Annotated in this window: 21 protein-coding genes and 1 tRNA gene; 12 read left to right on the top strand and 10 right to left on the bottom strand. The window is 45.5% G+C overall.

Annotated elements, in window-relative coordinates; genetic code table 11:
* Window positions 1-231: 231 nt before the first annotated feature.
* From ACMA1I_RS04880 to ACMA1I_RS04850, 7 genes are all read left to right on the top strand, one after another.
* Window positions 232-768, top strand: coding sequence for a YceI family protein (locus ACMA1I_RS04880; RefSeq protein ID WP_337067169.1), 537 nt, complete (start codon window positions 232-234; stop codon window positions 766-768).
* Window positions 769-951: 183 nt separating this feature from the next.
* On the top strand, window positions 952-1,887 hold the full coding sequence (locus ACMA1I_RS04875) for a ring-cleaving dioxygenase (RefSeq protein WP_337067168.1): 936 nt from the start codon (window positions 952-954) through the stop codon (window positions 1,885-1,887).
* A 110-nt stretch (window positions 1,888-1,997) separates the two neighbouring features.
* Window positions 1,998-2,624 (top strand): alpha/beta hydrolase, encoded by a 627-nt coding sequence (locus tag ACMA1I_RS04870; RefSeq protein WP_337067167.1) that lies wholly within the window; start codon window positions 1,998-2,000, stop codon window positions 2,622-2,624.
* 245 nt (window positions 2,625-2,869) lie between these two features.
* Window positions 2,870-3,790 carry a DUF5996 family protein gene (locus ACMA1I_RS04865; protein ID WP_337067166.1) on the top strand — a complete coding sequence of 307 codons (921 nt, stop codon included), beginning with the start codon at window positions 2,870-2,872 and terminating at the stop codon, window positions 3,788-3,790.
* Window positions 3,791-4,222: 432 nt separating this feature from the next.
* Window positions 4,223-4,462, top strand: a complete 240-nt coding sequence (locus ACMA1I_RS04860) for a hypothetical protein (RefSeq protein ID WP_337067165.1) — start codon at window positions 4,223-4,225, stop codon at window positions 4,460-4,462.
* A 270-nt stretch (window positions 4,463-4,732) separates the two neighbouring features.
* Window positions 4,733-6,145 carry an APC family permease gene (locus ACMA1I_RS04855; RefSeq protein ID WP_337067164.1) on the top strand — a complete coding sequence of 471 codons (1,413 nt, stop codon included), beginning with the start codon at window positions 4,733-4,735 and terminating at the stop codon, window positions 6,143-6,145.
* A gap of 245 nt (window positions 6,146-6,390) precedes the next feature.
* Entirely contained in the window at window positions 6,391-6,939 is a 549-nt protein-coding gene (locus ACMA1I_RS04850) for a class I SAM-dependent methyltransferase (RefSeq protein WP_337067163.1), read from the top strand.
* 78 nt (window positions 6,940-7,017) lie between these two features.
* Here ACMA1I_RS04850 and ACMA1I_RS04845 read toward each other — a convergent pair whose 3' ends face one another.
* Window positions 7,018-7,584: an NAD(P)H-dependent oxidoreductase gene (locus ACMA1I_RS04845; protein WP_337067162.1), complete on the bottom strand. Its 567-nt coding sequence runs from the start codon at window positions 7,582-7,584 to the stop codon at window positions 7,018-7,020.
* A 311-nt stretch (window positions 7,585-7,895) separates the two neighbouring features.
* On the bottom strand, window positions 7,896-10,226 hold the full coding sequence (locus ACMA1I_RS04840) for a c-type cytochrome (RefSeq protein ID WP_414703867.1): 2,331 nt from the start codon (window positions 10,224-10,226) through the stop codon (window positions 7,896-7,898).
* A gap of 586 nt (window positions 10,227-10,812) precedes the next feature.
* On the opposite strand from ACMA1I_RS04840, the gene ACMA1I_RS04835 reads away from it, so the two are divergent.
* Window positions 10,813-11,007 (top strand): hypothetical protein, encoded by a 195-nt coding sequence (locus ACMA1I_RS04835; RefSeq protein WP_337067160.1) that lies wholly within the window; start codon window positions 10,813-10,815, stop codon window positions 11,005-11,007.
* A gap of 399 nt (window positions 11,008-11,406) precedes the next feature.
* Window positions 11,407-12,798 (top strand): serine hydrolase domain-containing protein, encoded by a 1,392-nt coding sequence (locus tag ACMA1I_RS04830; RefSeq protein WP_337067159.1) that lies wholly within the window; start codon window positions 11,407-11,409, stop codon window positions 12,796-12,798.
* A gap of 159 nt (window positions 12,799-12,957) precedes the next feature.
* Here ACMA1I_RS04830 and ACMA1I_RS04825 read toward each other — a convergent pair whose 3' ends face one another.
* From ACMA1I_RS04825 to ACMA1I_RS04810, 4 genes are all read right to left on the bottom strand, one after another.
* A complete protein-coding gene (locus tag ACMA1I_RS04825; RefSeq protein WP_337067158.1) occupies window positions 12,958-13,674 on the bottom strand; it encodes a hypothetical protein in 717 nt (238 codons plus the stop codon).
* A 442-nt stretch (window positions 13,675-14,116) separates the two neighbouring features.
* Window positions 14,117-14,764: an HAD-IB family phosphatase gene (locus ACMA1I_RS04820; RefSeq protein ID WP_337067157.1), complete on the bottom strand. Its 648-nt coding sequence runs from the start codon at window positions 14,762-14,764 to the stop codon at window positions 14,117-14,119.
* Window positions 14,765-15,161: 397 nt separating this feature from the next.
* The gene (locus tag ACMA1I_RS04815) at window positions 15,162-16,523 is read right to left on the bottom strand and encodes a hypothetical protein (protein ID WP_337067156.1); all 1,362 of its coding nucleotides are present in this window, start codon (window positions 16,521-16,523) and stop codon (window positions 15,162-15,164) included.
* A gap of 161 nt (window positions 16,524-16,684) precedes the next feature.
* Window positions 16,685-17,446, bottom strand: coding sequence for an ABC transporter ATP-binding protein (locus tag ACMA1I_RS04810; protein ID WP_337067155.1), 762 nt, complete (start codon window positions 17,444-17,446; stop codon window positions 16,685-16,687).
* A gap of 349 nt (window positions 17,447-17,795) precedes the next feature.
* Here ACMA1I_RS04810 and ACMA1I_RS04805 point away from each other — a divergent pair, with 349 nt between their 5' ends.
* The 3 genes from ACMA1I_RS04805 (at window position 17,796) to abc-f (ending at window position 22,342) form a co-directional block, all read left to right on the top strand.
* The gene (locus tag ACMA1I_RS04805; RefSeq protein WP_337067154.1) at window positions 17,796-20,078 is read left to right on the top strand and encodes a TonB-dependent receptor; all 2,283 of its coding nucleotides are present in this window, start codon (window positions 17,796-17,798) and stop codon (window positions 20,076-20,078) included.
* A 179-nt stretch (window positions 20,079-20,257) separates the two neighbouring features.
* A tRNA-Leu gene (locus ACMA1I_RS04800) sits at window positions 20,258-20,339 on the top strand.
* Between the two features lie 413 nt (window positions 20,340-20,752).
* Window positions 20,753-22,342 carry a ribosomal protection-like ABC-F family protein gene (abc-f, locus tag ACMA1I_RS04795; protein ID WP_337067153.1) on the top strand — a complete coding sequence of 530 codons (1,590 nt, stop codon included), beginning with the start codon at window positions 20,753-20,755 and terminating at the stop codon, window positions 22,340-22,342.
* A gap of 211 nt (window positions 22,343-22,553) precedes the next feature.
* Here the strand turns inward: abc-f and ACMA1I_RS04790 are convergent, their stop codons facing one another.
* From ACMA1I_RS04790 to ACMA1I_RS04775, 4 genes are all read right to left on the bottom strand, one after another.
* Window positions 22,554-23,906: a leucine-rich repeat-containing protein kinase family protein gene (locus ACMA1I_RS04790; protein ID WP_337067152.1), complete on the bottom strand. Its 1,353-nt coding sequence runs from the start codon at window positions 23,904-23,906 to the stop codon at window positions 22,554-22,556.
* A 342-nt stretch (window positions 23,907-24,248) separates the two neighbouring features.
* Window positions 24,249-25,820: an NFACT RNA binding domain-containing protein gene (locus ACMA1I_RS04785; protein WP_337067151.1), complete on the bottom strand. Its 1,572-nt coding sequence runs from the start codon at window positions 25,818-25,820 to the stop codon at window positions 24,249-24,251.
* Window positions 25,821-26,582 carry an MBL fold metallo-hydrolase gene (locus ACMA1I_RS04780; protein WP_337067150.1) on the bottom strand — a complete coding sequence of 254 codons (762 nt, stop codon included), beginning with the start codon at window positions 26,580-26,582 and terminating at the stop codon, window positions 25,821-25,823.
* A complete protein-coding gene (locus tag ACMA1I_RS04775) occupies window positions 26,579-26,851 on the bottom strand; it encodes a hypothetical protein (RefSeq protein ID WP_337067149.1) in 273 nt (90 codons plus the stop codon). Before ACMA1I_RS04775 ends, ACMA1I_RS04780 begins: the two co-directional genes overlap by 4 nt.
* Window positions 26,852-26,861 lie beyond the last annotated feature (10 nt).

Raw genomic sequence — 26,861 nt, 5'->3', positions numbered from 1 at the left:
CTGAAACCAAAGAACATTTTATTTAATGCCTGAAGGTACCGTAGCCCTTGAGGCATTTTTATTTTTAAACAGTACTTTATTAAAACCCCATCTAAAGGAGTTGAACGAGGATACACAGGAAAAAATAAAATTTTGAATCTTTTTTAAAAAATACTTGTATATACATTAAATGTAGGTACATTTGTATATTGAATAACGTTTAAAGATTTCAAACCTTAAGTAAGACATAACATGGCGAATGTAAAATGGGCAGTAGACCCAACACACTCAGAAGTACAGTTTAAAGTAAAGCACCTGATGATTACGACCGTAACCGGGTACTTTGAAAAATTTAATGCAGAGGCTGAGACAGAAGATGAGCAGTTCAGCAATCCTCAGAACATTGTTTTCACTGCCGATGTAAACTCTATTAGCACAAACAACGAGCAGCGCGACACACACTTGAAATCTGCCGATTTCTTTGAAGCAGAAAAGTATGATGAAATTCGTTTTGTAGGAAATAAGTATGAAACAGCAGGCGGTGGCGATGTGAAGCTGCACGGCGACTTAACCATTAAAGGCACTACAAAACCAGTTACCGTTAATGTAGAGTTCGGCGGTATTGTGGTAGACCCTTACGGTCAAACCAAAGCGGGTTTTACAGTGTCAGGCAAGATTAGCCGAAAAGAGTTTGGCCTTACCTGGAACGCCGTAACCGAGGCTGGTAGTGTAGTAGTTAGTGACGAAATCAAACTGCAGGCAGAAATTCAGCTGGTAAAGCAATCTTAGTGAGAGCACTGGCAGTAGTATTGTTAGTAACTACTGCTGCAGCTTAACTTTACCTGCGCGTGCAGAGCTGGAGCTTTGCTTCATTAGTAAAAGCTTCTACCGCACGGCAGTTGTTAGTTCCTCGAAATGTAATTTTTCTTTGGTAGTACCTGTAATGCGCTGTTAACCATTAAAAAGAATATTATGGAAAATAAAATTTTAGGTCTTCATCATATTACGGCAATTGCCGGCAAGGCCAAGCAAAATCTGGATTTTTACACCAAAGTAATGGGATTGCGTCTTCTGAAAAAGACTGTGAATTTTGATGATCCCGGCACTTATCATCTCTATTATGGCGATGAGGTTGGCAGCGCTGGTACTATCCTTACATTTTTTCCTTACGAGGGAGCCCAATTAGGCACGGCAGGCCCAGGCATGGCCACGCACATTAGCTATGCGGTGCCGGAAGGCAGCCTGGAGTTCTGGAAACAACGTTTCGAGGATTTCAGGATAAACCATGGGGAGGTCTCTGAAAAATTTGGGGAGCAGTACCTGCCATTTACTGACCCTGACGGGCTGCAACTGGAGCTGGTTGTGCCAAAGAACGGAGATAGCCGCAAACCTTGGGTAACGGAGGAAATCAGTGAAACGGTGGCCACCAGAGGGTTTCATGCAGTTACCCTGACGCTGCGCAACATAAAAGCCACAGCAACTATTCTGACTGATATTTTTGGATATAAGCTGGTGGAGCAAAATGGCAACCATTACAGGTATATAACGGATGCTGTTGAAAATGCCGCCATTATAGACCTTATAGAAGCACCTGGTGCTACCCGAGGAGAAGGAGGTGCAGGAACCAACCACCACATCGCCTTCCGTGTAAAGAATGAGGAGGTGCTGATGGAGTTCCGAAAAAAAGTGGCCGCCAGCGGTTTTAACATTACCGAGAAAATAGACCGTAACTACTTTTATTCGCTCTATTTCAGGGAGCCGGGCGGCGTGTTGTTCGAGATAGCAACCGATAACCCGGGCTTCGGTATAGACGAGCCCTTCGATCAATTAGGGTCAAGCCTGCTACTGCCACCTCAGTACGAAGCAAGCAGATCCAGAATAGAAGCGGTGTTGCCTAAATTAGACTAACCTAAAAAGGCTGTAGCAGAAAGTTTTCCTGCTACAGCCTTTTTTACATTAGCCATCATTTCAGATGCAGTGCCCACGGTAAATTTTATTTAAATTTAACTTGAAAGAGCATGTACACACACGAGAAAAATATTAGGACGTTTGGAAGGCCATTGGAAGAAACCGGGAAAGCGTTGGTAATGGTGCACGGCCGGGGAGCAACAGCCGACAGCATATTGACCCTGCGCCAAAACTTAAGTGTTTCCGATTTTACTCTTTTTGCTCCCCAGGCTACCAATCACAGTTGGTATCCGTATAGTTTTATGGCACCAGCAAGCCAGAACCAACCCGCACTGGACTCGGCTCTGGCGTTGCTGCAGGAGACAGTAGAAGACATAAAAGCTGCCGGAATAAAAGGCCAAAATATTTACCTGCTCGGCTTTTCGCAGGGTGCCTGCCTAACAGCAGAGTTCGCCACCAGAAATGCGCAGCAATATGGCGGGTTACTGCTCTTTACCGGTGGCCTGGTTGGGGCCGATTTAAAAACAGAAAATTACAGCGGCAACTTTGCCAACACTCCTGTACTAATCACAACCGGCGACCCCGACCCGCATGTGCCCGTAAGCAGAGTAGAAGAAACAGTTCGCATTATGGAAGATTTGGGAGCAGTCGTAACCAAAAAAATCTACAAAGGCAGACCCCATACCATACTGCAGGAAGAGCTTGATATAGCAAACAACATGTTATCGAAGAATTAGCACATTTTGCTCGTGCTGTGCAAAATTTAGAAAACATTCCGGCGCTAGCGTCCTCGCTTATGCTTACCAATCCCCTGCCTCTGGCCGCTGCAATTTTAAATCTGACACATCAGGTTTCTAAAGTTAAATTAGGCGAGCACGAGAAATAAAAGAGATGATACAGTAAAAGGCTTGCGATGCGGGAAAAGCTGTAAGAGTTGTTGGGAGTTGGCCTGTTTTTGTTTGAACCTTAAAACAAACTGCATATGAAAACTCAATGGCCAATTCTTTCTTTTACTGAAGCGAAAGAAACCTATGAAACCCTGCACCTCTGGACGCAGATTATAGGCAAGATAAAGTTAACCAAGATGCCCTGGGTGAATCACTCCTGGCATGTAACCCTACAAGTTACTCCTACCGGTTTAACCACCGGTTCCATTGCAGACGGAGATAAGCATTTTCAAATAGATTTTAACTTTTTGCAGCATCAGCTCGTGGTCAGCACCAGTAGCGGGCAGCAGCAGGCTATCGGTCTGGAAAAACTATCGGTGGCGAGCTGCTACGAGCAAGTGATAAATGCTCTGGCCTCGTTTGCGATCCATGTAAAACTTAACCCTATTCCGAATGAGTTGGAAAGCCCAATACCTTTTCATGAGGATCAGCAGCACGCTACTTACCATCCGGAGCATGCCGCCAAGCTTCACAAGGCTTTGCTACTAACTCAGGCGGTGATGCAGCAGTTTAGAGCCGGTTTCAGGGGGAAATCCAGTCCGGTGCACTTTTTCTGGGGAAGTTTTGACATGGCAGTGTCGCGGTTTTCGGGCCGGGCAGCGCCCAAGCACCCAGGTGGTGTTCCCAACCTGCCAGATTGGGTGGCGCAGGAGGCTTATTCGCACGAGGTAAGTAGCTGTGGCTTCTGGCCAGGAAGCGAGGCTATACCCTTTGCCGCTTTTTATGCTTACCTGTATCCTGAGCCAGAAGGATATAAAGATGCCGGTGTAAGTCCCGCTCAGGCCTATTATCATCCTGATTTAAGAGAGTTTGTGTTGCCTTACGAAGCGGTGCAACAGGCAGAGAACCCGGAAGCCACTCTGCTCGATTTTTTCCGCAGCACCTACGAGGCAGGCGCTAACCTGGCACAATGGGATAGAGCCGCCCTCGAAATGCCAGTGCTGCCTGGTGTTTAAGTCGTAATCTTTCAACCGTAAACTAACCTGGTGGAGGCGGCAATCCCTATGGAATAAAAACGCCAAAACCCTCCGGAAGACCATTTTTATTAGTAGAATTCTGTTTGATTGTTGGCTGTTAGTTGCTGATTGGTAAATGATGGATTGATGATAGCCGGAAACCCTAGTAGCGTCTTCCAGACCTGGGGGACATGTTGGAAAAGCAGATGAGAAGTAGAGCAGTCCGGGAAAAAGCCTAGCATCTAAATCTAGTATCTCGACTCTATATAAGACCTCCGGAAGGTCATTTTCATTAGAATAATTGCCTATACAAGGATTTAAAGCTTATTTGGGCTAATTCTAAATTAGAGTAATTGGGCTGGAATTTAAATCCATTTTTAAAAAATTAGGGTATAATCAACTATAACAAATGTGTCATTTAAAGATAATGTTATGGAAGCGACTTGCAATCATTGCTCTCATTGGGAGCAAGACCCAAATAAAGTACAGGTTCAAAGTAACGACTTTGGAGTATGCGACGAGTTAACTGGTCAGCATGCAATGGAGCCAGAATATGTGCTCCCGCTGGTGCACGAAGTATCGGGCAGCGACAATAAGCCACGACAGTTTGAGATGATTACTGGTGCTATGTTTGGCTGTAACCATTTTAGCGAACGAAAAAGCTGGGTATAAACCTCCAGCCTCATATTTTACTTTGCCCTGAGCCACTGCTTCCTCTGATTACGATTAGAAAAGGCAGCAGCTCAGGGCAAAATTTTTATCGGCCTTTTTAACCCTATACTAGGTATAAAAGCTTCAGCAGCCTTCGCTTTTGGCTCACCACAGGGTGGGGCAATGGCAGTTTAATGTTTTTGGCACAAATCAGTTTAAATTGCTAATCGCGGTACAAATCAACAACTTATTAAAATAAACGTACTAAAAGCCCAATCCTTTCCTATAAGTATGTATAGAGAATCAGGCCTTTCAGACAAGGAAGAAAAGAAAGCAGAGGTGCCGCTAAAGTCTGCGCCTGGATCTGCGGCCGAACCTAAGCCTGCCTTAGGTATGACCGACGCTATAGCTGTGATTGTAGGTATTGTTATTGGAGCAGGCATTTTCAGAACTCCCTCGCTGGTTGCGGCTAATGTGCAGAGTGGCGGCATGTTTGTAATGAGCTGGGTGCTGGGTGGGCTGGTATCACTGATTGGGGCACTCTGCTACGCAGAACTTACGACCACTTTTCCTCACACAGGTGGAGATTATCATTTCTTGACCAGGGCATTCGGCAAACGGGTGTCCTTTCTTTTTGCCTGGGCTCGCATGAGTATTATTCAGACGGGCTCCATTGCACTGCTGTCTTTTATTATCGGCGATTACCTGGCGCAAATTTATAGTCTGGGCAATTATTCTTCCGTAGTGTACGCGGCACTCGTAGTGGTAGTGCTTACCGGCATCAACATAATAGGTTTGAAAACGGGTGCATTAACACAAAAACTGCTGATCGCACTCGAGATACTGGGCATATTATTGGTTGTGGTGGCTGGACTTTTTTTTGCACCAGAACAGGTGGCTGCGTCTGGCTCTGAGGCGGAGGGAACTACAGGTGGTAATGCTTTGGGCCTGGCCATGGTGTTTGTGTTGCTCACCTTTGGGGGCTGGAACGAGGCGGCCTATATTTCGGCTGAGTTGCGCTCTGGCAAAAGAGGCATGGCAAAGGCTCTCCTGTTAAGTATTTTTATTATAACGGCTGTTTACTTACTCATTAACCTTTCTATGCTTAATGCGCTTGGGCTTAGTGGTATGGCACAATCAAAAGCAGTCGCCGGAGACCTGATGAAGGTAACGCTTGGTGAGGGTGGTGTAGTGCTTATCGGGCTTATTGTTTCAGTGGCAGCACTTACCTCTGTTAACGCCACTATTTTTACCGGAGCCCGCACAAATTATGCGCTGGGCAAAGACTTTCCAGTTTTTAGTGCTTTGGGCAAATGGAATGCCCGCACCTCGTCTCCTGTAAATGCCCTGTTGTTACAGGGTGCCATTTCGCTGGCACTTATTGGGCTGGCTATTTTTACTCGCAACGGCTTTGAAACTATTGTTGAATACACGGCCCCTGTCTTTTGGTTTTTTCTGCTGTTAGTAGGCGTATCGTTGTTTGTGCTACGCAAAAAGGAGCCGCAGCGTACCCGTCCTTTTCCTGTACCACTTTATCCTGTTACACCGATTATTTTCTGCCTTACCAGCGCCTATCTGCTATACTCAAGCCTGGCTTACACGGGTTTAGGCGCCTTGGTAGGTGTGGGAGTTCTGATTGTGGGAGTATTGCTTTTGCTCGCGCTGCCTACGCTCGAGAAATGGTTGCACCAGCAACATAAATAGTTTTAGAGACTTAATTGTACAAAAGGTGCCGTAGTGAATAATTTAGTAGAACTGAATTATATTCCTTTCCGTACAAATATGATTTCTTGTAGAATTTAGTTGTGCAAGATACAGTGGCTATGAGCAGCATAGTGAGTGTAAATTAGAACTTTAGTAGGTTAAGGGACCTGGTTGTCCTGACGTTGGTAAATTAATTAAATTGAATAATAAATATCATTTAATACTAACTACTAAATAACAAAAGGATGAAAATTACTAGAAACGCCTTATGTGCCTTGCTTTTCATTTTGTTGGCAGCCTCCTTTGTACAAGCGCAAACTGCAGCTACACGCCCACCACTCGATGTACCGTATGTTCCTACTCGTCAGGTAGTAGTAGATGGCATGCTGGATCTTGCTAAGGTGTCTGCCAATGATGTATTGTTTGACCTAGGTTGTGGCGATGGCCGTATTGTAATTACAGCAGCCAAAAAGCATGGTGCTACCGGAACAGGCGTAGACATAGACCCGGAGCGAATTAAAGAAGCCAACGAAAACGCCCGTAAGGCCAATGTGACTGATAAAGTAAAATTTGTAGAAGGGAACCTGTTCGACATGGATTTAAGTAAGGCTACTGTCGTAACCCTCTATCTGCTGCCAGACATAAACCTGAAATTGCGTCCTCAACTGCTCAAGCAGCTCAAACCTGGTACGCGCGTAGTATCTCATGCCTTCGAAATGGGCGATTGGAAGCCGGAACAAACAGTAAATGTAGATGGCGCCACACTCTACCTTTGGACAATTCCTGAAAAATAATCGGATCGGAGAAAACCAGACGGCGCAGCCTTTCACGAAATTATGTGCGAGGCTGCGCCGCTTTTTTAGCTTAGCCTGTTAGCTCTGCTCTTGCATTTTCTCTTTTGCTTGCATGCACCAAAGGAGTTCCTGCATAAACCCTTTTGCAAATTTTTCAGAACTGGCTTTGTCGGTGGGGTTGCCTTCCTCATCGTAGCTTTCCTGCACTTTAGTAACCGGAAACATAGCTGGCACTACCCATGCCTTCATTTTCCAGAGCGTGAACAGCAGCGAAGTCATAACCTGGGTGCCTCCAAAGGGACCTCCGGAAACAGTTACCATACCAATCGGTTTTCGGTACCACTCTTTATAAAGCAGGTCTATGGCATTTTTGAGGCTGGCAGGGTAGCCGCCATTGTACTCGGGTGTGGCAATAATTACCCCATCAGCTCTCTGAATTTTATCTGCAAACTCAAGCACCTGCTCTGTCGGGTTAGGTTGATATTGCAGCCGTTCCTCAAATATCGGAAAGTTGTAGGCAGCCAGGTCGAGTATTTCGGTAGCGGCCAGGTTGTTGGCTTCTATATATTTTTGGAAGAACAAAGCAAGACGATGCGTTTTTCGACCGGTGCGAACACTAGACGAAATAATAGCGATATGGGGCATATAATTGATGGCTATTGCCTTTTAGGTTGTTTAGTTGACTCCTGCTGCACTCAGTTCAGAGTGTGCAGGGTAAGTATACAAATTTTAAAGAAAGTAATGCGTTAAACCGTGGTTATCATTTTTAAGTTTTAGTAATTCTTATAATGAAAAAGCCCTTCCGGAGGCAAAAATCGATAAAACGCCTTAGGCCTGCGCTACAGGAATCTACTTGCTACAACCGCCTGTACTTATAATTTAAGCACATCAAATTTAAATAAAAGAACTGCCTCCTGGTTCTCGTATTTTTCAACTCAAACACCAACAATTATATTTCATTGTGCCTTTAGTTCCTCCATAGTGAAGGGTTCTTTGCGGCCCTTAAATTGTTTTCTGGTTTGTGTGATGTCATCTTCAGAAACAAGATCAGCATTGTTGTTCCACGCTTTCCGGATATAGCTTGCCAGCTCCGCCAGGTCCTTATCGGAGAGTTCGCTGTTATGGCCGAACCCAGGCATTTCACCGTTTATATCAGGGGCCTGGTATAATTTTCCATTCACTTCAATAGGGCCGGTTAAGCCATACAGTAATATTGGGAGTAGCTTGTTTTTGGGGCCTGTTACCCATTCCGACTTGTTTAAGGGTGGTGCAAGTGCTTTAAGACCTCCACCATCGGCACCATGGCAAGATTGGCAAATGCTGGCATACAAGGCCGATCCTATGGTAAATTCGCGGTTTAGTTGCTCCTGGTCTCTTCTTGCCTTGGCTTCGGCCACGCTTCGTTTAACTTTAACAAGCTGCATGGGCAAGGCAAGGCTGGTATCCGGGTTATATGACAATGCTTTTTGATAAAATGCCTCTTCCTGCCCCTGTAGGTTGCTAATTACAGCATCGGCTACAAAGCGGTTATCCGGGTACTGCTGCATAATTAGTTCAAGCAAACGGTTTGCTTCAGCTTTGTTAAAGGAGCTAATGGTGTGTGCCAGCAGCGCAACATAGGGAGCTGCTAACGTATCGGGTTTCCGTACCAGTTGTTCCAGTATGGGGGCATAGCTTTGGTATGTTTCGCGCGTCAGAACCGAGGGCAGCACACTCAGGGCCTGCATGCGTAAAGGCCAGTAGGGGTGCTGGAGCAGAGGGAATACATCGGCAGTGCGTAAGGCCTGTAGCCCCTCCAGGGTCCAGAGAGCATGTATGCGGGGCAGTGGCTGGCCCGGTCTGTGCAGTAACTGGCGTAATGCTGGTATGGTTTGGGTTTCTTTTTTATCGATGAGCAGTTGCTGAGCCTTATCGCGTACCCAACCGTTTTGATGCTGCAGCAGGCGTACCAACTGCACTGGCCTCTGGGGGAACACCATGGGTTTTACTTTCTTATTGCTAGGCACAATGCGGTAGATGCGCCCACAGGAAAGTGGTGCTGCCAGCTTGCGTTCCATTATTTCTTTAGCCAAATACTCTGTTAAGAAATGTTTGTGCTGTATGATGCCTCTGTACATATCCAATACATACAGCGCCCCATCCGGACCATAATAGAGGTTCACAGGCCTGAAGCGCTCGTCTTCGCTGGCTAGAAATTCCCGACCTTGGTATGCCTGCTCGCCCAGCACCTGATAGCCAACTTGTCGAATAGTGTTGCGCTTAATCAGGTTGGCTGCAGGTTCTGCCACAAAAGCGTTTAAGTAATAGTCTGGCCCAAAAAGCAAGCCACGATTAAGGGTTGGGGCACAGGCCGCTGTAAAGTTTACCAGGCGGAGATGCTCATCTAAAGTTCCTTCCATGTAGCCCCGGTTTACACCTGTTGTCGCTCGGACAGGGTATACCCGGTTATCGGGCACAATGTTTTCGTTGTAGCCGGCCATGCTGCGCTGGTTTGGGTTAGTAGCTCCAAGGCCCGGAGCAAAAAAGTCGCCAAGCAGGTTCTGCGAATTATTGTTATAAAACAGCCGGCCTGCATCATCCTGGGTAATACCCCATTGCCCCCTGAAGTGCGTTTCTTCGATAAGCCATTGCTGACCTGCTTTTTTATAGCGAGTGCTCGATTTGGCATTATAAATCCAGTTGTCCAGTGCGCGTAGGAGGCCGTTTGGTTCATGTTCTACATTGCCCCCTGAACTATATTTATTATCAACCAGCGTTATTTTGCCAGGCTTGTCGTTGCGAATTTCGACGAACCACAAATTTGGTGGTTCTGCCACCAGCAAGCCGTCTTCTACCAGGCAGAGGGCACGGGGAAGCACCAGCGAGTCGAGGAAAACCTTTCGGTTTTCGTAAAGGCCATCTTTGTTGAGATCTTCTAATATTACTATTTTGCCGGTTGGTTGCTCCTCGTTTGTGCCGGCCGTGTCTGGCATGTAATTCATCATTTCTACTACCCACATACGACCTCGCTCATCAAAGGCCATAGCAATTGGTGCTATTACCATTGGCTCTGATGCCACCAGCTCAACCTTAAAGCCATCTTCCAGATGCATTTTCTGCATAGAGGCCGCTGGCGAAAGAACAGGAGAAGATGCATACATTTCACGAATAGCTAACGAATCTGCTGTTTGCCATGTAGGTGGGGCAGTTAATCTTTCTTTGTTTGCAGTCTTTTCTGGTTGGCACCCTGTATGCAATAGTAGTAAGCCTGAGAGTAATAATATAAAAGAAAAGATGTAGTGTCTCATGTAAGTAATCAGTTGACAGATTTTCCGGATCTGTCATATAGGGTGGTGTGGCTATGGTAGTTTTTAAAGCATCTAACAAATGTTAGTGCCTAAAATAAGGGATTTTTCTGATATGGTGCAGGAATTAGAAATAATTATAAGGGAATTGGATGAACAGGCAAGAGAAAATTTTATCGCAGGTCTGATCCTGCCATAGGAGAGACATCGCTTTTGGAAGCGGGTTCTAAAATGTATTCGTTAGAGGGCCAAGAAAACTAGTAGAGTCTAAGGTAAGGAGTTGCATCCTACAAAAAAATATTGCCTTATGCTTGGCACCTTACTTATCAAAATCCTTCCGGAAGGCCGTTTTTATTAAAATAATTTGTGCTTTTGCCTGCTGGCAGCCACAACGATTCTTTTAAGTTTGGGAGAGGGAACTCTTGGAAAAAGATAACCTTCGTATACTATTGCTCCGTATGGTAGAAAGAAATGCATTAATTTCTGGTAAAGTAAATTGAAGCTGAAGTGCCTTTTGCCTTATACAGCACTGGCGGGGAAGTACCAGAAATAAAGGCTGACAGAACAGAAAACTTGAAAAATAATAACCATGAAAAACAACACAAGAGGATTTTCAGTATCAAATCTGCTAAAGAACCCAGCCGATCTAATGGAAATTGCCCGTAACCCTGGCAAATTCGGTCTGGATACGTTTAAGTCGCTGAGTAACCAGCAGAAGCAGTATGTAGCCTTTGCCGCTGCGGCTGGTCTACTCGTTTACGGCTTCATGGTGAACAGACGTTAAGGAGCTGGTACTTAAAAAAAGCCGATACTGCCTGGCAGTATCGGCTTTTTGTATTTTAAGAATGAGTCAATTGATGGACATATAGAAGAGGCTTGGTGCTTTTTCTTGGCGTAGTTAAAGTATGCAATTACATGCTATAATGCTGTTGATGCCCATAATTTTTTATAAAATAAGGCAAAAAATTTCTGGTTAAAAATAACTAATATTTGTTAGCTTTAGTTCATGGTATAAGAGCAGCTGCGGTTTTTTATATTTCTCAGTAAGTCACACTGCCTTTTCTATTTTGATTCAAAGAAAGTCGTTAACAGCTAAACATCTGTGGTCGCTGTTGAAATTGATGAATTCAAGTATTTATATTAAATTTTAAAAAGACTATATGAAGCTAAACTTTTACAATGAATGAAAATCAGTTCTCTTCTCTACCTTTTACTGCTGTTGTCGGTTTTAGGTTGTGTGCCTGACAACGAAAATTTTCCTGATCCTGAAGTTCTTCCGCAAGATCAATTAATAGCCTTCAAGTTTCTAAAAATTCATAACCCACAATTAGAGGCCGATGTGGTTGCAAAGGTAGCCGGAAATGTAGTGCAAGTAAGTCTGCCTGCCGCTACTTTCTGCGATACTCTTATCGCCACTTTCGAAACTAAAAGCGATGTAAAGCTATATATTGGCAAGCGTGAGCAGCAAAGCGGAATAACAGCAAACGCATTTGCCGGACAGGTATCTTATAAAGTTGTTCAGGCCGGAAAAACGACCGATCGAGTTAATGTGGATGTCGTGCACAGCTTCCCGGAACTTGACCAGCGGCTTACCATGCTGATGCAGCATCACAAGATACCTGGCCTTTCCATAGCTATTACCCGAAACGAGAAGCTGGTGTTTGCTAAAAGCTATGGGTTAGCCGACCAGGAGAAAAAGCAGCCTGTTCATAATGGAAGTTTATTCCGGATTGCCAGCATATCGAAGCCTATTACAGCTATTGCAATTCTGAGGCTGGTGCAAGATCAGAAAATAAAATTGGAGGATCGGGTATTTGGCCATGGCAGTATTCTTGGAGGTGATTTTGGCTATCCTCCTGTAAGGTCTGGGGTAGGTCACATTACCGTGCAGCACCTGCTAGACCACACCTCCGGCTGGGCCAACGAGCCAAACGACCCTATGATGACCAATTGGTCGCTCTCTCAGAAACAAATTATTGCAGAAGCAGTACAGCGTAGGCCCTTAAAATTCAAACCAGGAAGCACATACAACTATTCTAACCTTGGCTACTGCATATTAGGCCGGGTAATTGAAAAAGTGTCTGGCAGAGCATACGAAGAATTTGTAAAAGCAGAAGTTTTTGCTCCTGCTGGTATAGGCGGAATGGTGATAGGAGGAAGCCGTACGGCTCAGCGCTTGGCAGACGAGGTTACCTATTATCAGCAGGAATGGAACCCCTATAGTATTGATATTAGACGTATGGATGCACATGGAGGTTGGCTTGCAACAGCATCAGATCTAATGCGCCTGATGGTGCATATAGACCGTAACCACGACCAGCCGGATCTGATTGAGTCGGGCTTGCTCAATAAGTTTTATTTTGGCTCTTCTAGCTGGTGCCATTCCGGTTCTTTGCCTGGTTCTTCTGCTTTTATAACGCGTTTGAATGATGAATACAGCTTTGTACTGTTAGCAAATACCAGGAGAAATACAGATGCCACACATTTCTTTAAAGAGTTTTATTATGCAGCTAAGGCAAGAATAGAGGCTAAATCAGAATGGACCAAGGCCGATTTGTTTTACCAGACTATGTAAACCGGTTATTACCTTGAAGCGCCATGATAAGCTATTTATTCAAAATGCCTTCCTTTAATTACTTTTATAGCATTTGGGTATAAGGCTGAAGTAATTTGGGTGGTTAAATAGAAAGGGCAGCTACAAGAGCTGCCCTTTCTACAAATTAAGAAACTAGAATTATCCACCAGTTGTTCCGCCACCCCCAGTTGTAGTACCACCAGTGGTAGTTCCGGTTGTAGTACCACCAGTGGTAGTTCCGGTTGTAGTACCACCAGTGGTAGTTCCGGTTGTTGTTCCACCAGTGGTAGTTCCGGTTGTAGTACCACCAGTGGTAGTTCCGGTTGTTGTTCCACCTGTGGTAGTTCCGGTTGTTGTTCCACCAGTGGTAGTTCCGGTTGTTGTTCCGCCTGTGGTAGTTCCGGTTGTTGTTCCGCCTGTGGTAGTTCCGGTTGTTGTTCCGCCTGTGGTAGTTCCGGTTGTTGTACCGCCTGTGGTAGTTCCGGTTGTTGTACCGCCTGTGGTTGTACCTGTTGTTGTTCCTCCAGTAGTTGTTCCACCTGTAGTAGTACTGGTTGTTGTGCCTCCAGTAGTACTACCGTCAGTAGTACCGCCTGTGGTAGTTCCGGTTGTCGTTCCGCCTGTAGTCGTGCCTGTAGTCGTACCGGCTGTTGTTCCACCTGTAGTAGTGCTTGTCGTCGTTCCAGTCGTCGTTCCACCTGTGGTTGTACCGCCCGTCGTTCCGGAGGTAGTTCCAGATGTTGTGCCAGACGTCGTTCCGGATGTTGTGCCAGACGTTGTTCCGCCCATGTTATCGTCATCATCATCACATGAGGTAATGAAAACAGATGTGCCTAAGAACGCTGCTGCAATTATAGGGATCCAGTTCTTTTTCATAGCTATACAAATCTTTTTTTTGAAAAATCTCCCCCATATATACGGAGCTATTAAAAAAGTTTGCGAAGAAAAGTTATATTATGTAAAATTAAGGATGTTTTGTAAGTGTTTGTACTGCAATAAATTGAAAATAATTTATTGATTATTGGTAGAGATTTGTAATAAAAATTTACAATTTTTATATTTTAATAGTTGAATACCTCTATTGGGGAATGTGTCGTATAAAGGGTTGATATTCAAAAGCTTGATAAGTGAAAAATTTATGTCGATTTCAATATATAGGTTATGGTAGAGCATGCTCCGGTTGTTTGTTGAGTTACAAATCCCAAAGCACACTCCGTATAAACTACTAATTTTTAATAAGGGAAAATTTTTTTCGAAAATCGGGGACAAACATGCTCTCTGAAAAGGAAGTAGTAAGCAGATCTATAGATCAGAATTTTTAAGAATTTTGCTTGTATGGAGAGATTTTGCCATCCTCCACCAGGTATGCTTTATGCGCTTTGTCAAGAATAGCTTCTTTACTATCGGAGTAGGCCTCCAGAATATTGTATTTCCTGCCGTTTAGAAGGGAGCTGATGCGATTTAGCTTTTCTTCATCTTTGCATGCTTGTCCCAGGACTTTATAGGTATTGACCTCATACTGCACGCGGGTTCCTACCAGCCCATCTATTTTATACAACTGCAAAAGCGGCTTTACATATAATTCCAGAGCACCTGTGGCACAAATTATTTTTATACCTTTCTTTTTCATGTCATCGAGGCGCTTCTGCAGCTCTTTGTTAAAATTAACCGGAAACTCTTGTTCCCAAAATTCCTGGGCATACTGCTCCACTTGCTTTGGCGGAAGATCATCCAGATAGTTAAAAAAGTTTTCTTTAAACTCTGTTTTGTTTATCTGATTTAGCTTGTGCAGCAGTTGGTAATAAGCCATTTGGAAAATGTGTTTGCTCTGCTTCGGCTTTTTGGTACTTACAAATTTAAAGAATTCATCTTTAGAGCTTTTGTTATAGAAGGTGCCGTTCAGGTCGAAGACCACAACATCAATTTCCTCCTTCACTGTGTTCTCTTCATTTCCTTGTGCTGCCATTCTGCTGTCTTTACCTAAAATTAAAAGTAAGCTTTATTACGTGCAGGAGCTGAAGAAAGATAATTTGCCTTTACACCTTTAGACATTATTATAAACCTTTTATTTCCAGGGTTTATTGAAATGGCAAGCTGCCTGCTGTTTATGATGCATATCCTATTCTATCCTTAGCAGGTAAAAGGCAATTATGCCTCCGGAAGGTCTATTTCATTAGCGGAATTGGAATAAGGTATGCAAGCACTTTTGTCTTTTATCTGTGCGGATCGATAGCTTGATCAGAAGACTCATGGAAAGGAGAGGTGGCTTTGAGGTAACAGGAGGTTTTTGTGGCATAAAAAAAGCGAGTATGTGAAGTTCCCTTACCATACTCGCTTTATTATAAAGTAGAAATTATAAATCGTTATGCCTCTGTTTTGTACAGTGTTTCAAAAAGCCTGTATTTGTACTTGGGGTACTCCCGCACAACAGCCACCATGGCAAACAGCGACATTCCTATAACCACGGGATATACCAGGTACAGAATAGGGTGCAGTAAGGGCAGGAACAGAAGCCCGATCAGGAATACCGCTACAAAACTATACAGGTAAGAAGTTTTTGCGCTAAAGCTTAGCACACCACCCTTAACAGGTTTAGGACTGGTAAAAGAACCGATAATACCTATTGGAGTCAGCACCAGCACGGAGGCAATATACATTAGTAAAATAAACGTAGACTGCTCCTGATTGAAAAATACAACATAGGCTACCACAAGCGCTGCATCTATCAGCAAAGGCAGCCTAAGCGGCATCAAGCTAATCTTAAGAAAAGCTTTGTAATCGCTGGTTGTGCGTTCAGTTGTTAACCACAGGTTTCTGTAAAAGCCCCATACATTGTTGAACACATAAGTGTAAATAACCAACGGCCCTACAAAGAGCCACAGCGACAGGTTCTTGTCGAACATGTGCACGCCTTTTGCCATAAAGACAGTGGCATCTACGCCCAGCATAAGTACTTTAAATCCTAAACCAAAGAGCAGCAGCTGCTTAGCCATTTTATGGTTGTTGAAAAGACGCCAGCTCAGGCTGCGGCGGGCATTATGGCTATAGTTTACCACTCTTCTTTTCGGTTCAAATGCTGCCTGCTCCAGCAGGTAGTTGGAGGCCAGAAAGGCAGCAACAGCAGCCAGGTGCACGGCCAGCATCATCACAGAAGAAGCCGCTTCAAACATGGGAGCCTTTACCTGCAGAGCCACAAAGGCACCTGCCATAACCGCCGCAGAACCAAAGGCACTGCTCAGCCACTTTACTTTGCGTTCAATAAAAATCTGGAGGGAGCGCCGGGTAACATGTGCCGTGAACAAAACCAGGATGCTCTGCAGGAAGTGCGTGAGCGTATAATCCGGCGACATCAGGAACAGGATAATAAGGAAGTTGAGCAGCACAAAGTAAAAAGGTGATACCAGCTCCACTACCAGCTCCGTCCAGAAACGTTGCAGAGGTTGAATCGGAAAAATACGATTGATAAAATCAGATTTTGGAATATAGGCTGGAAAAAAGCCGCGCATAATGGTAATGGCCAGCAATGCTAGATTTGCGTATCCTAACACTTTGTCTACTCCCGGGTTTATGCCACCCTCATGCGCCTTGTGCAACAAATAGGTAAACATCCAGCTATAAAAACCAGCCAGCACAATTCCTACCGCCAATAGCAGCGCACGTTGTGTCCGCTTCTGACGAAAGTAACTTTGTAGCCGGGCCTGGCAGGAATATAAGATTAAATCCATCTTCTAAGTTAGAGAGGTAAAAAGTTAACGAGTATTAGTGGTTAGAGAGGAAATAAGTAGAAAAGGAGTTTTTATATTTTACGAAGAGAAGCAGCTGCTTATACTCTTCTTTTTACTCCTAAAGGACAACTTTTAACTTTCTACCTCTCTAACTTTCAGGCTTAGTTGAGCATCCAGTCTATGTCTGCATCGTTGGTGTGGTGGTGGGGCAGGAGTAGCTGGAAAAGCGCCTGATCTATCAAGCTTTCGCCGTTCATGGTAAACTCCTGTATAGAGCCATTGTACATAAGCTGGCCATCGTTAAGCACACCGATATGCGTTGCTACCCGCTCCACATAGTTCAGGTCGTGCGATGAGATGAGCACAACACGGTTAGGTGTACTGTAGCTGCGGATAAGCTTTACAAGCAATTGAGCAGCAATAGGGTCCAGGCCTGTAAAAGGCTCGTCCAGGATGAGCACGCGGGGTTTGTGCAGAATAGCAGCCACAATGCCTACTTTCTTTTTCATACCGGTGGAGTAGCCGGCAATATTTTTCTGAAGCGATTCTGTTTCTGTAAAAAAGTAATCGGTCAGGCTTTTGATCCGATGAGCAGCCTCTTCGAGTGGGAGTTTGTAGAGTTTTGCCACAAAATTAAGGTACTCCAGACCTGTAAATTCTTCTATCAGAGGATTGTCTTCGCAGAGGGCGCCAAGATCCTGCTTCACTGCCAGATTATCTTGAGCGTAATTTTTACCAAACAGGCTGATGTGGCCTGCGTCTGGCTTAATTAAATCCAAGATAGAATTAAGGAAGGTGCTTTTTCCAACTCCGTTTTTCCCTAGCAGGCAATAGCATTGCCCTTGTTCTATCGTCAGGTCCAGCGCCTGTAAAACCTGCTTTTTCCCAAATGCTTTAGACAACCCACTGATCTCGATACTCATATTTTTGTACTTTTGGCTCAAAGAAAATTGCGATACTATTGCTGCTAAACAAAGCTAATTTAATTAGAAGCTTCGAAAAGTCCTAACAAGAAGGCTTTTAACTTTATAAGCAACTCCAATTTCCCCAGTTGCCCCTTAATCCTTCTTAAAGCTTACTCAATGGCAACAACCATTTAACCCAATAAGGTTCTATCAGGTGCTGAGTAAATTCCATTTTGTTCATTACTAGATAGATATATTCTATGTTGTGCATCTGAAAATAAATTAGATACGTTTATTTTAAAATTTAGGGTTATCTAAAAAAATATTTACATTTGCTATTATTCATGTTTAGCCTAATCATAATACTATGAAAAACACGTACATACTTCTCTTATTTCTGTTTTTGGCAGTATCTGCAATGGCTCAAACCGGAACCATACAGGGTAAAATAACTGGGGCCAATGCTCCGGTTGCTTTTGCCAGCATTGGACTTGCGGGTACAGGCAAAGGAGCCACTTCTGAAACCGATGGCAGCTTTTTGCTGGAACAGGTGCCAGCAGGAACTTATAATTTACAGGTGCGGGCAGTTGGCTTTGCCCCATACGAAACCAGTGTTACTGTAACGGCAGACCAAACAGTGTGGGTAGCTGCTGTGCTGCGACAACAGGCTAGCCGGCTGCGGGAGGTGGTCGTAACCGGTACTATGCGAGAGACATTTACCTTGGAGTCACCGGTGCCAGTGGAGGTATTTACTTCTCAATACTTCCAGAAGAACCCGACACCTGCTCTGTTCGAAGCACTTGCTCAGGTAAATGGTGTGCAACCTCAGATCAACTGCAACGTGTGCGGCACCGGAGACATCCATATAAACGGGATGGAAGGTGCCTATACGATGGTACTGATAGATGGCATGCCTCTGGTAAGTGCCCTCTCTACAGTGTACGGCCTTAGTGGTATACCCAACAGCATGATTGAGCGGGTGGAGGTGGTAAAGGGACCGGCTTCTACTTTATATGGCTCAGAGGCTATGGCCGGTCTAATTAACGTCATCACCAAAAGCCCGGTTAAAGCTCCTCTTGCCTCAGCCGATGTCTTCTATACGAGCCACCGGGAGCTAAACGCGGATGTAGGTTTGAGTCGCCGCTGGGGAAAAACATCCACGCTGTTGAGTACTAACTACTACCGTTTTCAGGACCAGCGCGATGTAAACCACGATAATTTTACAGACATGCCTTTGCAGCACCGGATTTCGGTTTTTAACAAATGGGGTTTTCAGCGGAAAGAAAATCGGCTCGCCTCGCTGGCGGCACGCTACTATTACGAGGACCGCTTTGGAGGAGAACTGCAATGGACGCCTGCCTACAGAGGGGGCGACAGCATTTATGGCGAATCGGTGTACACAAGGCGCTACGAACTAATCGGTACGTACCAACTGCCGGTGCAGGAACACCTTGTGCTGAGCTATTCTTACAACGACCACCACCAGAACTCAGCGTATGGCAACACCTCCTATATAGGCACGCAACGGGTGTTCTTCGGGCAGCTTATCTGGAACAAGGAGCTCAACCAGCGCCATCAGCTGGTAGCTGGTGCAACTTACCGCCACACCTACTACGACGACAACACACCAGCCACTGAGTGGCAGAAGCAGGGAAAAGTGGAGAATGAGCCGGTAACAACCCGGTTGCCTGGTATTTTTGTGCAGGACGAGTTAAAGCTGTCGACTGCCACCACACTACTGGCAGGCTTGCGTTACGACTACAATACAGAACACGGCAGTATACTAACCCCGCGCCTTAACCTGAAGTGGGCAGCAAATGAAGATCAGATTCTGCGGATGAGCCTGGGCAAAGGGTACCGTATTGTAAATCTATTTACCGAAGACCATGCCGCCCTCACCGGTGCCCGTGACGTAATAATCCGGAATGAGCTAAAGCCGGAGGAGTCGTACAATGCCACTCTGAACTATCAGCATTACCTGAACCTGCCCCAAGGTTATCTGAACCTCGAAGGAAGCGCTTTCTACACTTACTTCACCAATAAGATTGTGGCCGACTTCCTTTCAAACAATTACCAGATAATTTATGATAACCTGAGCGGGCATGCCGTTTCAAGGGGAGTGGCTTTAAATGCAGAGATGGCTATTGCAGCGCCTTTTCGTGTGCATGCAGGCCTTACGCTAATGGAGGTGTACCAGGTGCAGCAGCCGGAAGGAAAGCAGCTACAGGAGAGGGTGCCACAGCTGCATGCTCCTGCCTTGTCTGGCACTTTTACGGCATCGTACAATCTTCAGGCGGCAGGGCTTATGCTAGATTACACCGGCACCTTTAGCAGCCCCATGTACTTACCTGTGCAGGAGAAGGATTTCCGGCCTGCTAAATCGCCTTGGTTTACGCTGCAGCATTTGCAACTTACCAAGACTTTTGGTAATGGTATGGAGTTGTACGGGGGAGTAAAAAACATCTTTAATTTTATGCCTCGGCACCCTCTCATGCGCCCTTTCGATCCGTTCGACAAACAGGTGGAGGTGAACAACCCCAACAACTACTCCTTTGATACCGAATATAACTACGCGCCCCTGCAAGGGCGTCGTACATTCATGGGGCTGCGCTTTACCCTGGCAGACAGGAAAAAGAATTCTGGTAATTAGCCGGAATAATTTAAATCACTACATGCTGATGTTAAACGATTGGCTAGTACACAGTTGCTTTATGTAGCTGCAGAAATGCCACCGCTTAGCGTTAATTAAGCAGAAATAATTTCGGAAGATAAAGGGGAAGCTGTTGCAAATGTGGGAACTGCTTTCTACTTTTGCCCCAATAATTAGCTGCGCACGTGGTGAAACTGGTAGACACGCCATCTTGAGGGGGTGGTGCCTTCGGGTGTGGGAGTTCGAATCTCCCCGCGCGCACTTCATCTTAAAAGCCCTATTTGCTTGTAAAGCGAATAGGGCTTTTTGTTTTGCAATTCCTCGTTTTGATACTCGCTCCAGTTAAGGTCAGCTAAATTATTCTAATGAAATTGGCCTTCCGGAGGGTTTTCTAATGTTACGAGGCTGTGGGTTTGCGATTGACCAAAAGGCTTTAAGATATTCTTAGAACATACAATAATGAGCTGGCGATAAATGGACCTGCAGCAATTATTTTACCTCAGGTAGTTAAGCTTTTTTAAATATATTTTAGTTATAAAATTTATTTAAAAAAGCTTATATTTACAACCTCACCTCACGCAGATAAGCCAATGTGAAATACACTTTCTTTTAAGGAAATAAATAAGTAGCCCAGTGCGGCCGGCTACCATTATTCACTTTTAAAGAAAGATTGTATGCTTTTTCTTCAGAACATCACCTATATACATCCGAATAAAGATTTACTGTTCGAGAACTTAAATCTTACCATAAACCGGCACCAGAAAATTGCCCTGATCGGCAACAATGGGGCGGGAAAATCGACCTTGCTTAAGTTAATGGCAGGCGAAGTGCAACCTACTGCAGGCTCAGTAAAAGTAGAGGCCAAACCATATTATGTTCCACAGGTTTTTGGGCAATTCAACCACCTCACTATTGCTCAAGCTCTCCGGATAGAGGAGAAGTTAAACGCGCTACAGCAGATTCTGAATGGTGATGTGTCAGAGGAGCACCTGGCTATACTTAACGACGACTGGACGATTGAGGAGCGATGCAACACTGCCTTAGCTTATTGGAACCTGCAGCACTTTGACTTGGGTCAACCTATGAATGCCCTCAGCGGCGGGCAAAGAACAAAGGTTTTTCTGGCCGGCATCTCCATTCATCAACCGGAGATTGTGTTGCTAGATGAGCCAAGCAACCACTTAGATACCTCCGGTAGAGACCTGCTGTATCATTTTCTGAAAGCTAGTTCCAGCACGCTGTTGGTAGTGAGCCACGACAGAAAGCTGCTGAACCTGCTGCAGGCGGTGTATGAACTCAGTAAGCGGGGCATAACTGTTTATGGCGGCAACTACGATTTTTATGTTGCTCAGAAACAGATAGAAAGCCAGGCGTTGGCGCACGATGTAAAAAGCAAGGAGAAGGCATTGCGCAAGGCCAAAGAAGTAGAGCGCGAAACAACAGAAAGAATTCAAAAGCTGGATGCCCGCGGAAAGAAAAAGCAGGAGAAAGCCGGCATGCCTACCATTGTGATGAACACGCTCCGGAACAACGCTGAAAAGAGTACCGCCCGTGTAAAAGGAGCGCATGCTGAAAAAATAGGAGCCATTTCGCAGGAGTTAAGCGAATTACGGCAAGAGTTGTCCGACACCGACAAAATGAAACTAGGTTTTGATAATGCTGCTCTTCATACAGGTAAGCTTTTAATCACGGCAAAAGAAATTAACTTCGGGTACGGGCAGGACCTGTTGTGGAAACAGCCCTTAACTTTTCAGGTGGTGAGTGGGGAACGCGTGGTGCTGAAAGGCCCTAACGGTTCAGGTAAAACAACTCTTATAAACATAATGTTAGGCCATCTGGAGCCTGCAAGTGGTACGATATACCGAGCCGACAAAAAGGCGGTGTACATAGACCAGGATTATTCCCTGATCAGCGACCACCTGACGGTGTACGAGCAGGCGCAGGAATACAACCACTCGGCTTTGCAGGAGCATGAAGTAAAGATTCGCTTAGACCGGTTTCTGTTCCCAAAGGAATTTTGGGATTTGCCTTGCAGCACGTTGAGCGGAGGAGAAAAAATGCGGCTCATGCTCTGTTGCCTCACCATTAGCCACCAGGCACCCGACCTGATTATTCTGGATGAGCCAACAAACAACCTCGATATTCAGAACATAGAAATATTAAGAGCTGCCATAAACGAATACCTGGGAACCCTGATTGTTGTCTCACACGACCAGACTTTTCTGGAGCAGGTAAACATAGAGAAAGCGATTGAACTGAGATGAGTAAAGGCTTAGTTCACAACTAAAGTAGGTTGCGGCGCGGGTGCAGGTGCTTGTGCTAGAGTTTACATGTGGGAGAATAAGTTCGTTCTCTCACATGTAAACTTCTCCTATTTAGTCAGTAATCAATTGCAAGGAAATTATTCTAATCAAAAAGGCCTTCCGGAGCTACTCAAGCATCAAACTGCCTTAGGGCAATTCCGCCTAAAAGGTGTTAGGCCTGTGCAACTGGGGCTGATACCAGCTTTGCCGCCTCTTGTAACAATTGCTCAACCTGCCTAAAGTCTGGACGTTTTGCTATGTTCTCCTGCAGACACTGCGCCCTTAATTCGCTTAGCAACCTAACTGCGGCATGGGCTCGTTCTGTAACGGCCAGGTGCGTGAGCAGATCGTCGAGCAGGCAGCCAAACGCTCTTACCTCCATTCGTTCCAGGGCTGGTGCATAAGCCTGGTTGGCTCCGGCATAGGAGGTGGCTGCTCCAAAATCGCCGAGCAAAGGGAAAGCAGCCTCATTCACTAAAATATTGTGTGCGTACAGGTCGCCATGCATCAGGTGTTGAGCGTGCAGGTGTGCGGTTGCAGAAGCAATTCCGGTAGCTATAGAAAGTGCCGCTTGCAGGCTGAAACTAGTGCCTTCCAGGTATACATCGCGAGTGCAGGAGTCTAAGCTTGGTGGTAGACCCAGATTTTTGTAAGTAGGCGGAATCAGGCTCAGTACCAGCCCTTGCTTTTGCTCCGGGTGGCCGCTTAACTTTCCTAAAACCTGCACAAAATTCGGGTGGTTGCCGGCTGCAATACAAGCGTTCAATTCGTCGGCCGGGGAGCCATCGGAAGTAATTTCTCCTTTAAATACTTTTACAGCCACATGGTCTTCTATTGCTGAGGGCTTGTTCTGGTGCCAATGTGCTTTATAAATATAGCCCGATGCCCCCTGTCCCAGTTGCTCATCAAGCGCCAGGTCGGTCCAGTTGATCTGAGTCAGGTCATTAGCGGGGAGTTCTGATTGGCAGCATGGGTTGCCCGAATAAGCCAGCCACGACAAGCGGGGAAGCTCAAAAAGCCAGTTCGGCAGCACCTCTATCTGATTAGCGGCAATTCGGAGTAGTTCGATACTACGACACTGCGCCATTTCCTCGGGCAGTGCTTTAAGCTTGTTTCCAGCCAGCATAAATTTCTGTAGCCGGTGGCATTTGCCAATAGAGGCCGGTAACTGTTCTATGTTGTTGTTGGTAAGAATCAGCCAGCGAATATCTACCGGAATGGCATCTTCAGCAATGGAAGAAATCTGGTTCTCTTTAAAACCGATCATCTCCAGTTTGGGGCACTCGGCTAGCACCGGAGGAAAATGCTCAAACTTGTTGTTATAAAAGAATGCAATTTTAAGATTCTTCAGAAGTTTGAAATTGTCAGGCAGCTGCGAGAGTGGGTTATTCGATAAGTCCAGCATCTCTAAAGTGTCGGCCAGGTCGATTATTTCTTCCGGAAACTCCGTTAAACCACATGATAATAATCGTAAACTTGTTATGCCTTTAAGCTGGCCAGATTTAAGCTGTTCTAATGTTTGCATGTAGCGTTGAGGTTCTGAAGGAGGAGAGATGGACGTTTAGATTTTAATGAATGTTTGCCGCTATTCTCCTTCTAATACTATAGTAACTTATCTTGATTTTAATAAATCGTACATGTACGAAAGCGAGCACCAATAGGCTACCCTTTACCACAAAATTCATAAAAACCCTCCGGAAGGGTAATTTCATTAGCATAATTGAGCAGCTGTAAGGTTCGTTGGAGGGTATTTTGCCAGAGGGCCAATTTATGAAGCCATACTTTTTAAAACATGCTATAAATCCTCTTCTGCGGAACCTGATTCAGTGAAAATCAATACCATCCTGTGTCTTTTTTCTAAAAAAGCTTACCTGCTGCGCTCGAATGGGTTCTCCGGCTTTACGAGCAGCACCTTTTCCCGCTCCACAACTACAGAGCCAGGAGCAGAGCCTTTGGGTTTGCGCACATATTTTTTAGGTGTGTAGAGTACCGGGCAAAGCGAATCGCTTTTGCGCTTGCTATAATATGCTGCCAACTGCGCGGCTTTTTCGAGCACTGTGCCAGGTACTGTTTTACCTGCCTGGTGCTTTATAACTACATGCGACCCTGATACATCTTTAGCGTGCAGCCAGAGATCGTCTTTGTAGGTGTGGCGCTGCGTGAGCACATCGTTGTTACGGGCGCTTTTGCCAACCAGTATTTTAAAGCCTTCAGACTCAAATACCCTAAAAGGGATTTCCGTTTGTGCCTGCTGCTTGGAGGAAAACAGCTGGCCATATTCTTTTTGAAAAGCCTTGAGCGCTTTAAAGCCTTTTACCTCTGCCAATGCCGCTATGGCATCTTCCAACACAATAATTTCTTCAAGTTTGCGCTCCGCCTTTTCTTCTAGTTGCCTTACCTCCAGGTGCTGGTTTTTGGCCTTACGGTATAGGCGCTCTGCCTGCTTCTGAGGTGTTTCGTCAGCTTTTAACTTGTAGGTGCGGGTTTGGTCGGTGTAGAAATCGTAGAGATCAATTTCTGTAGTGCGCGGCGGAATAAAAGTGAGATTAGCCATCAGCACATCGGCTGTTTGGGAGTAGGAGCGGTCGTGTCGCAGCTCCTGTAGCTTTGCTTCTGTTTGCGCCAGTACTGTGCGGGTGCCGTTTAGTTTTTTGGTTAGCTGCTGCTGGGCCTGCTCGTATTGTCGCTCAAAGCCGGTTTCGTAAAGGTAACTTCGGGTAAGGGCATTTAGCGCCTCCAACGGGTCGTGCAGCGTTTGTTGTATGTCGCCGAGCGGTAGCAGCGAGAGGCGCGTTTTGCCTTCTAGCCTGGTAATATAATAGGCTTCGGGCTGCTCTAGTTTTTCCAGCAATTCCTGCACCAGCTCCCACTTTTCTTCCAGTGGCTTGGCACTGTAGTGGAGCTGTTCCAGGTACAGTGCCGGCAGGTCGCCAAACGTGGGATATATTTTCCGGATGTTTCCTTCAGCGGCAGCAAAGGCAGCAATGTTTTGAGGCAGCGGCCTGTGCATCTGCAAAGGGTTAAGTTCCAGGTCGGCTCCAAATTTTTTATGAAAAAGGTCTACCGCTTCCTGCTCCTGAAAAAGAACTATATTGGCGCGGTTGCCAAAAAGCTTGAATAGCAACAAAAAGTTGTTGGATAGCTCAAAGTAAAAGCTTCGCTCATTTTGGTGTTGTACCACTTCCTGCACTTGCTGCCCCAGCATTGGCTCCAGCAGGTCTACACTGTTGGCGCGTGCGCGTTTAAATTCAGCAGGAAACGAGAGGGCAGAGAAATGGGAGGTAAGCATCGCCCGAATGTAAAATTCTCTACCTGAGCCTGTAAAGCCAAGAATAAGTTCATCTTTGTTCTGGCTAAAGCAGGTTTGCACCTGCATACCCACCACTTCGGAGCGGAGCCGGTGGGTCAGTTGTTTCAGGAAGTAGTAGTTTTGATGCACTTATACTTCTATTTGTAGGCCATCGTGGGCCAGGCTAACAAAATCAGGTAACTGCATTTCTACGTGGCGGTGCTGCCCCATCAGGTGGCTGATATGCGTTATATATGCTTTTTCCGGGCGCAGTTCGGCAAGTACATCCAATGCTTCCTGCAGCGAGTAGTGAGAAATATGCGGCTCACGCCGGAGTGCGTCCAGCACCACCACTTTAGAGCCTCTTATTTTATCCATCTCCTCGGGGGCAATGTAATTAACATCCGTAATATAGGTGAAATCTCCTATGCGGTAGCCCAATACCGGCAGTTTGTAGTGGAGCACCCGAATAGGTGTTACTAAAATGCCTTCTACCTCAAAGGGAGCCTCCGTAACAGGGTGTAGCGCCACCCGCGGAATACCTGGGTAATTTGCGCCAGAAAAAATATAGGGAAATTCCTGCTTCAGCTGGTTAAGTACCCGCTGCTCTCCATACACCGGCATGTCTTTTTTTTGCAGAAAATTGTAGGCTCTGATATCGTCGAGGCCAGCTGTGTGGTCTTTGTGCTCGTGCGTGAAGAGCAGTGCATCCAGCGTTTTAATACGCTCACGGAGCACCTGTTGCCTAAAGTCGGGCCCGGTATCTATTATCAAGCTCTTATCGCCAATCTGCAGGTGCACTGATACCCGGAGGCGCTTATCGCGGTAGTCTACAGAGCAACACACCTCGCAGGAGCACCCGATTACGGGTACGCCCTGCGAGGTGCCAGTGCCTAAAAAAGTTATTTTCAATGGGTTTCCTCGTTACGTATTTGCAGATAGAGCTCCCTGTTTTTGTCGCTCAGGCGGTTCTCATCTACCGAAATAGTGCGTAGAATATCGTAAAGGCAATTAACTTTTCCTTCTAAACTGAAATATTTGTTCACAACGGCCACTTTCATGTCTTTTAAGATGCAGTAGCCCGCCTTGAAATTCCCCTTCTCGTAGCGCAGCACAAATTCTGATTCAGCAAAAATATCTTCCAGCTTGTTCAGGAAAGGCCGCGTGTACCTTAACTCCATTTACTTTGTT

Origin of the sequence: Pontibacter sp. 13R65 (assembly GCF_047525655.1) — a bacterium.
GTDB lineage: Bacteria > Bacteroidota > Bacteroidia > Cytophagales > Hymenobacteraceae > Pontibacter.
Note: the sequence above shows the minus strand (reverse complement) of the source record. Positions and strands in the feature narration are given on the sequence as shown.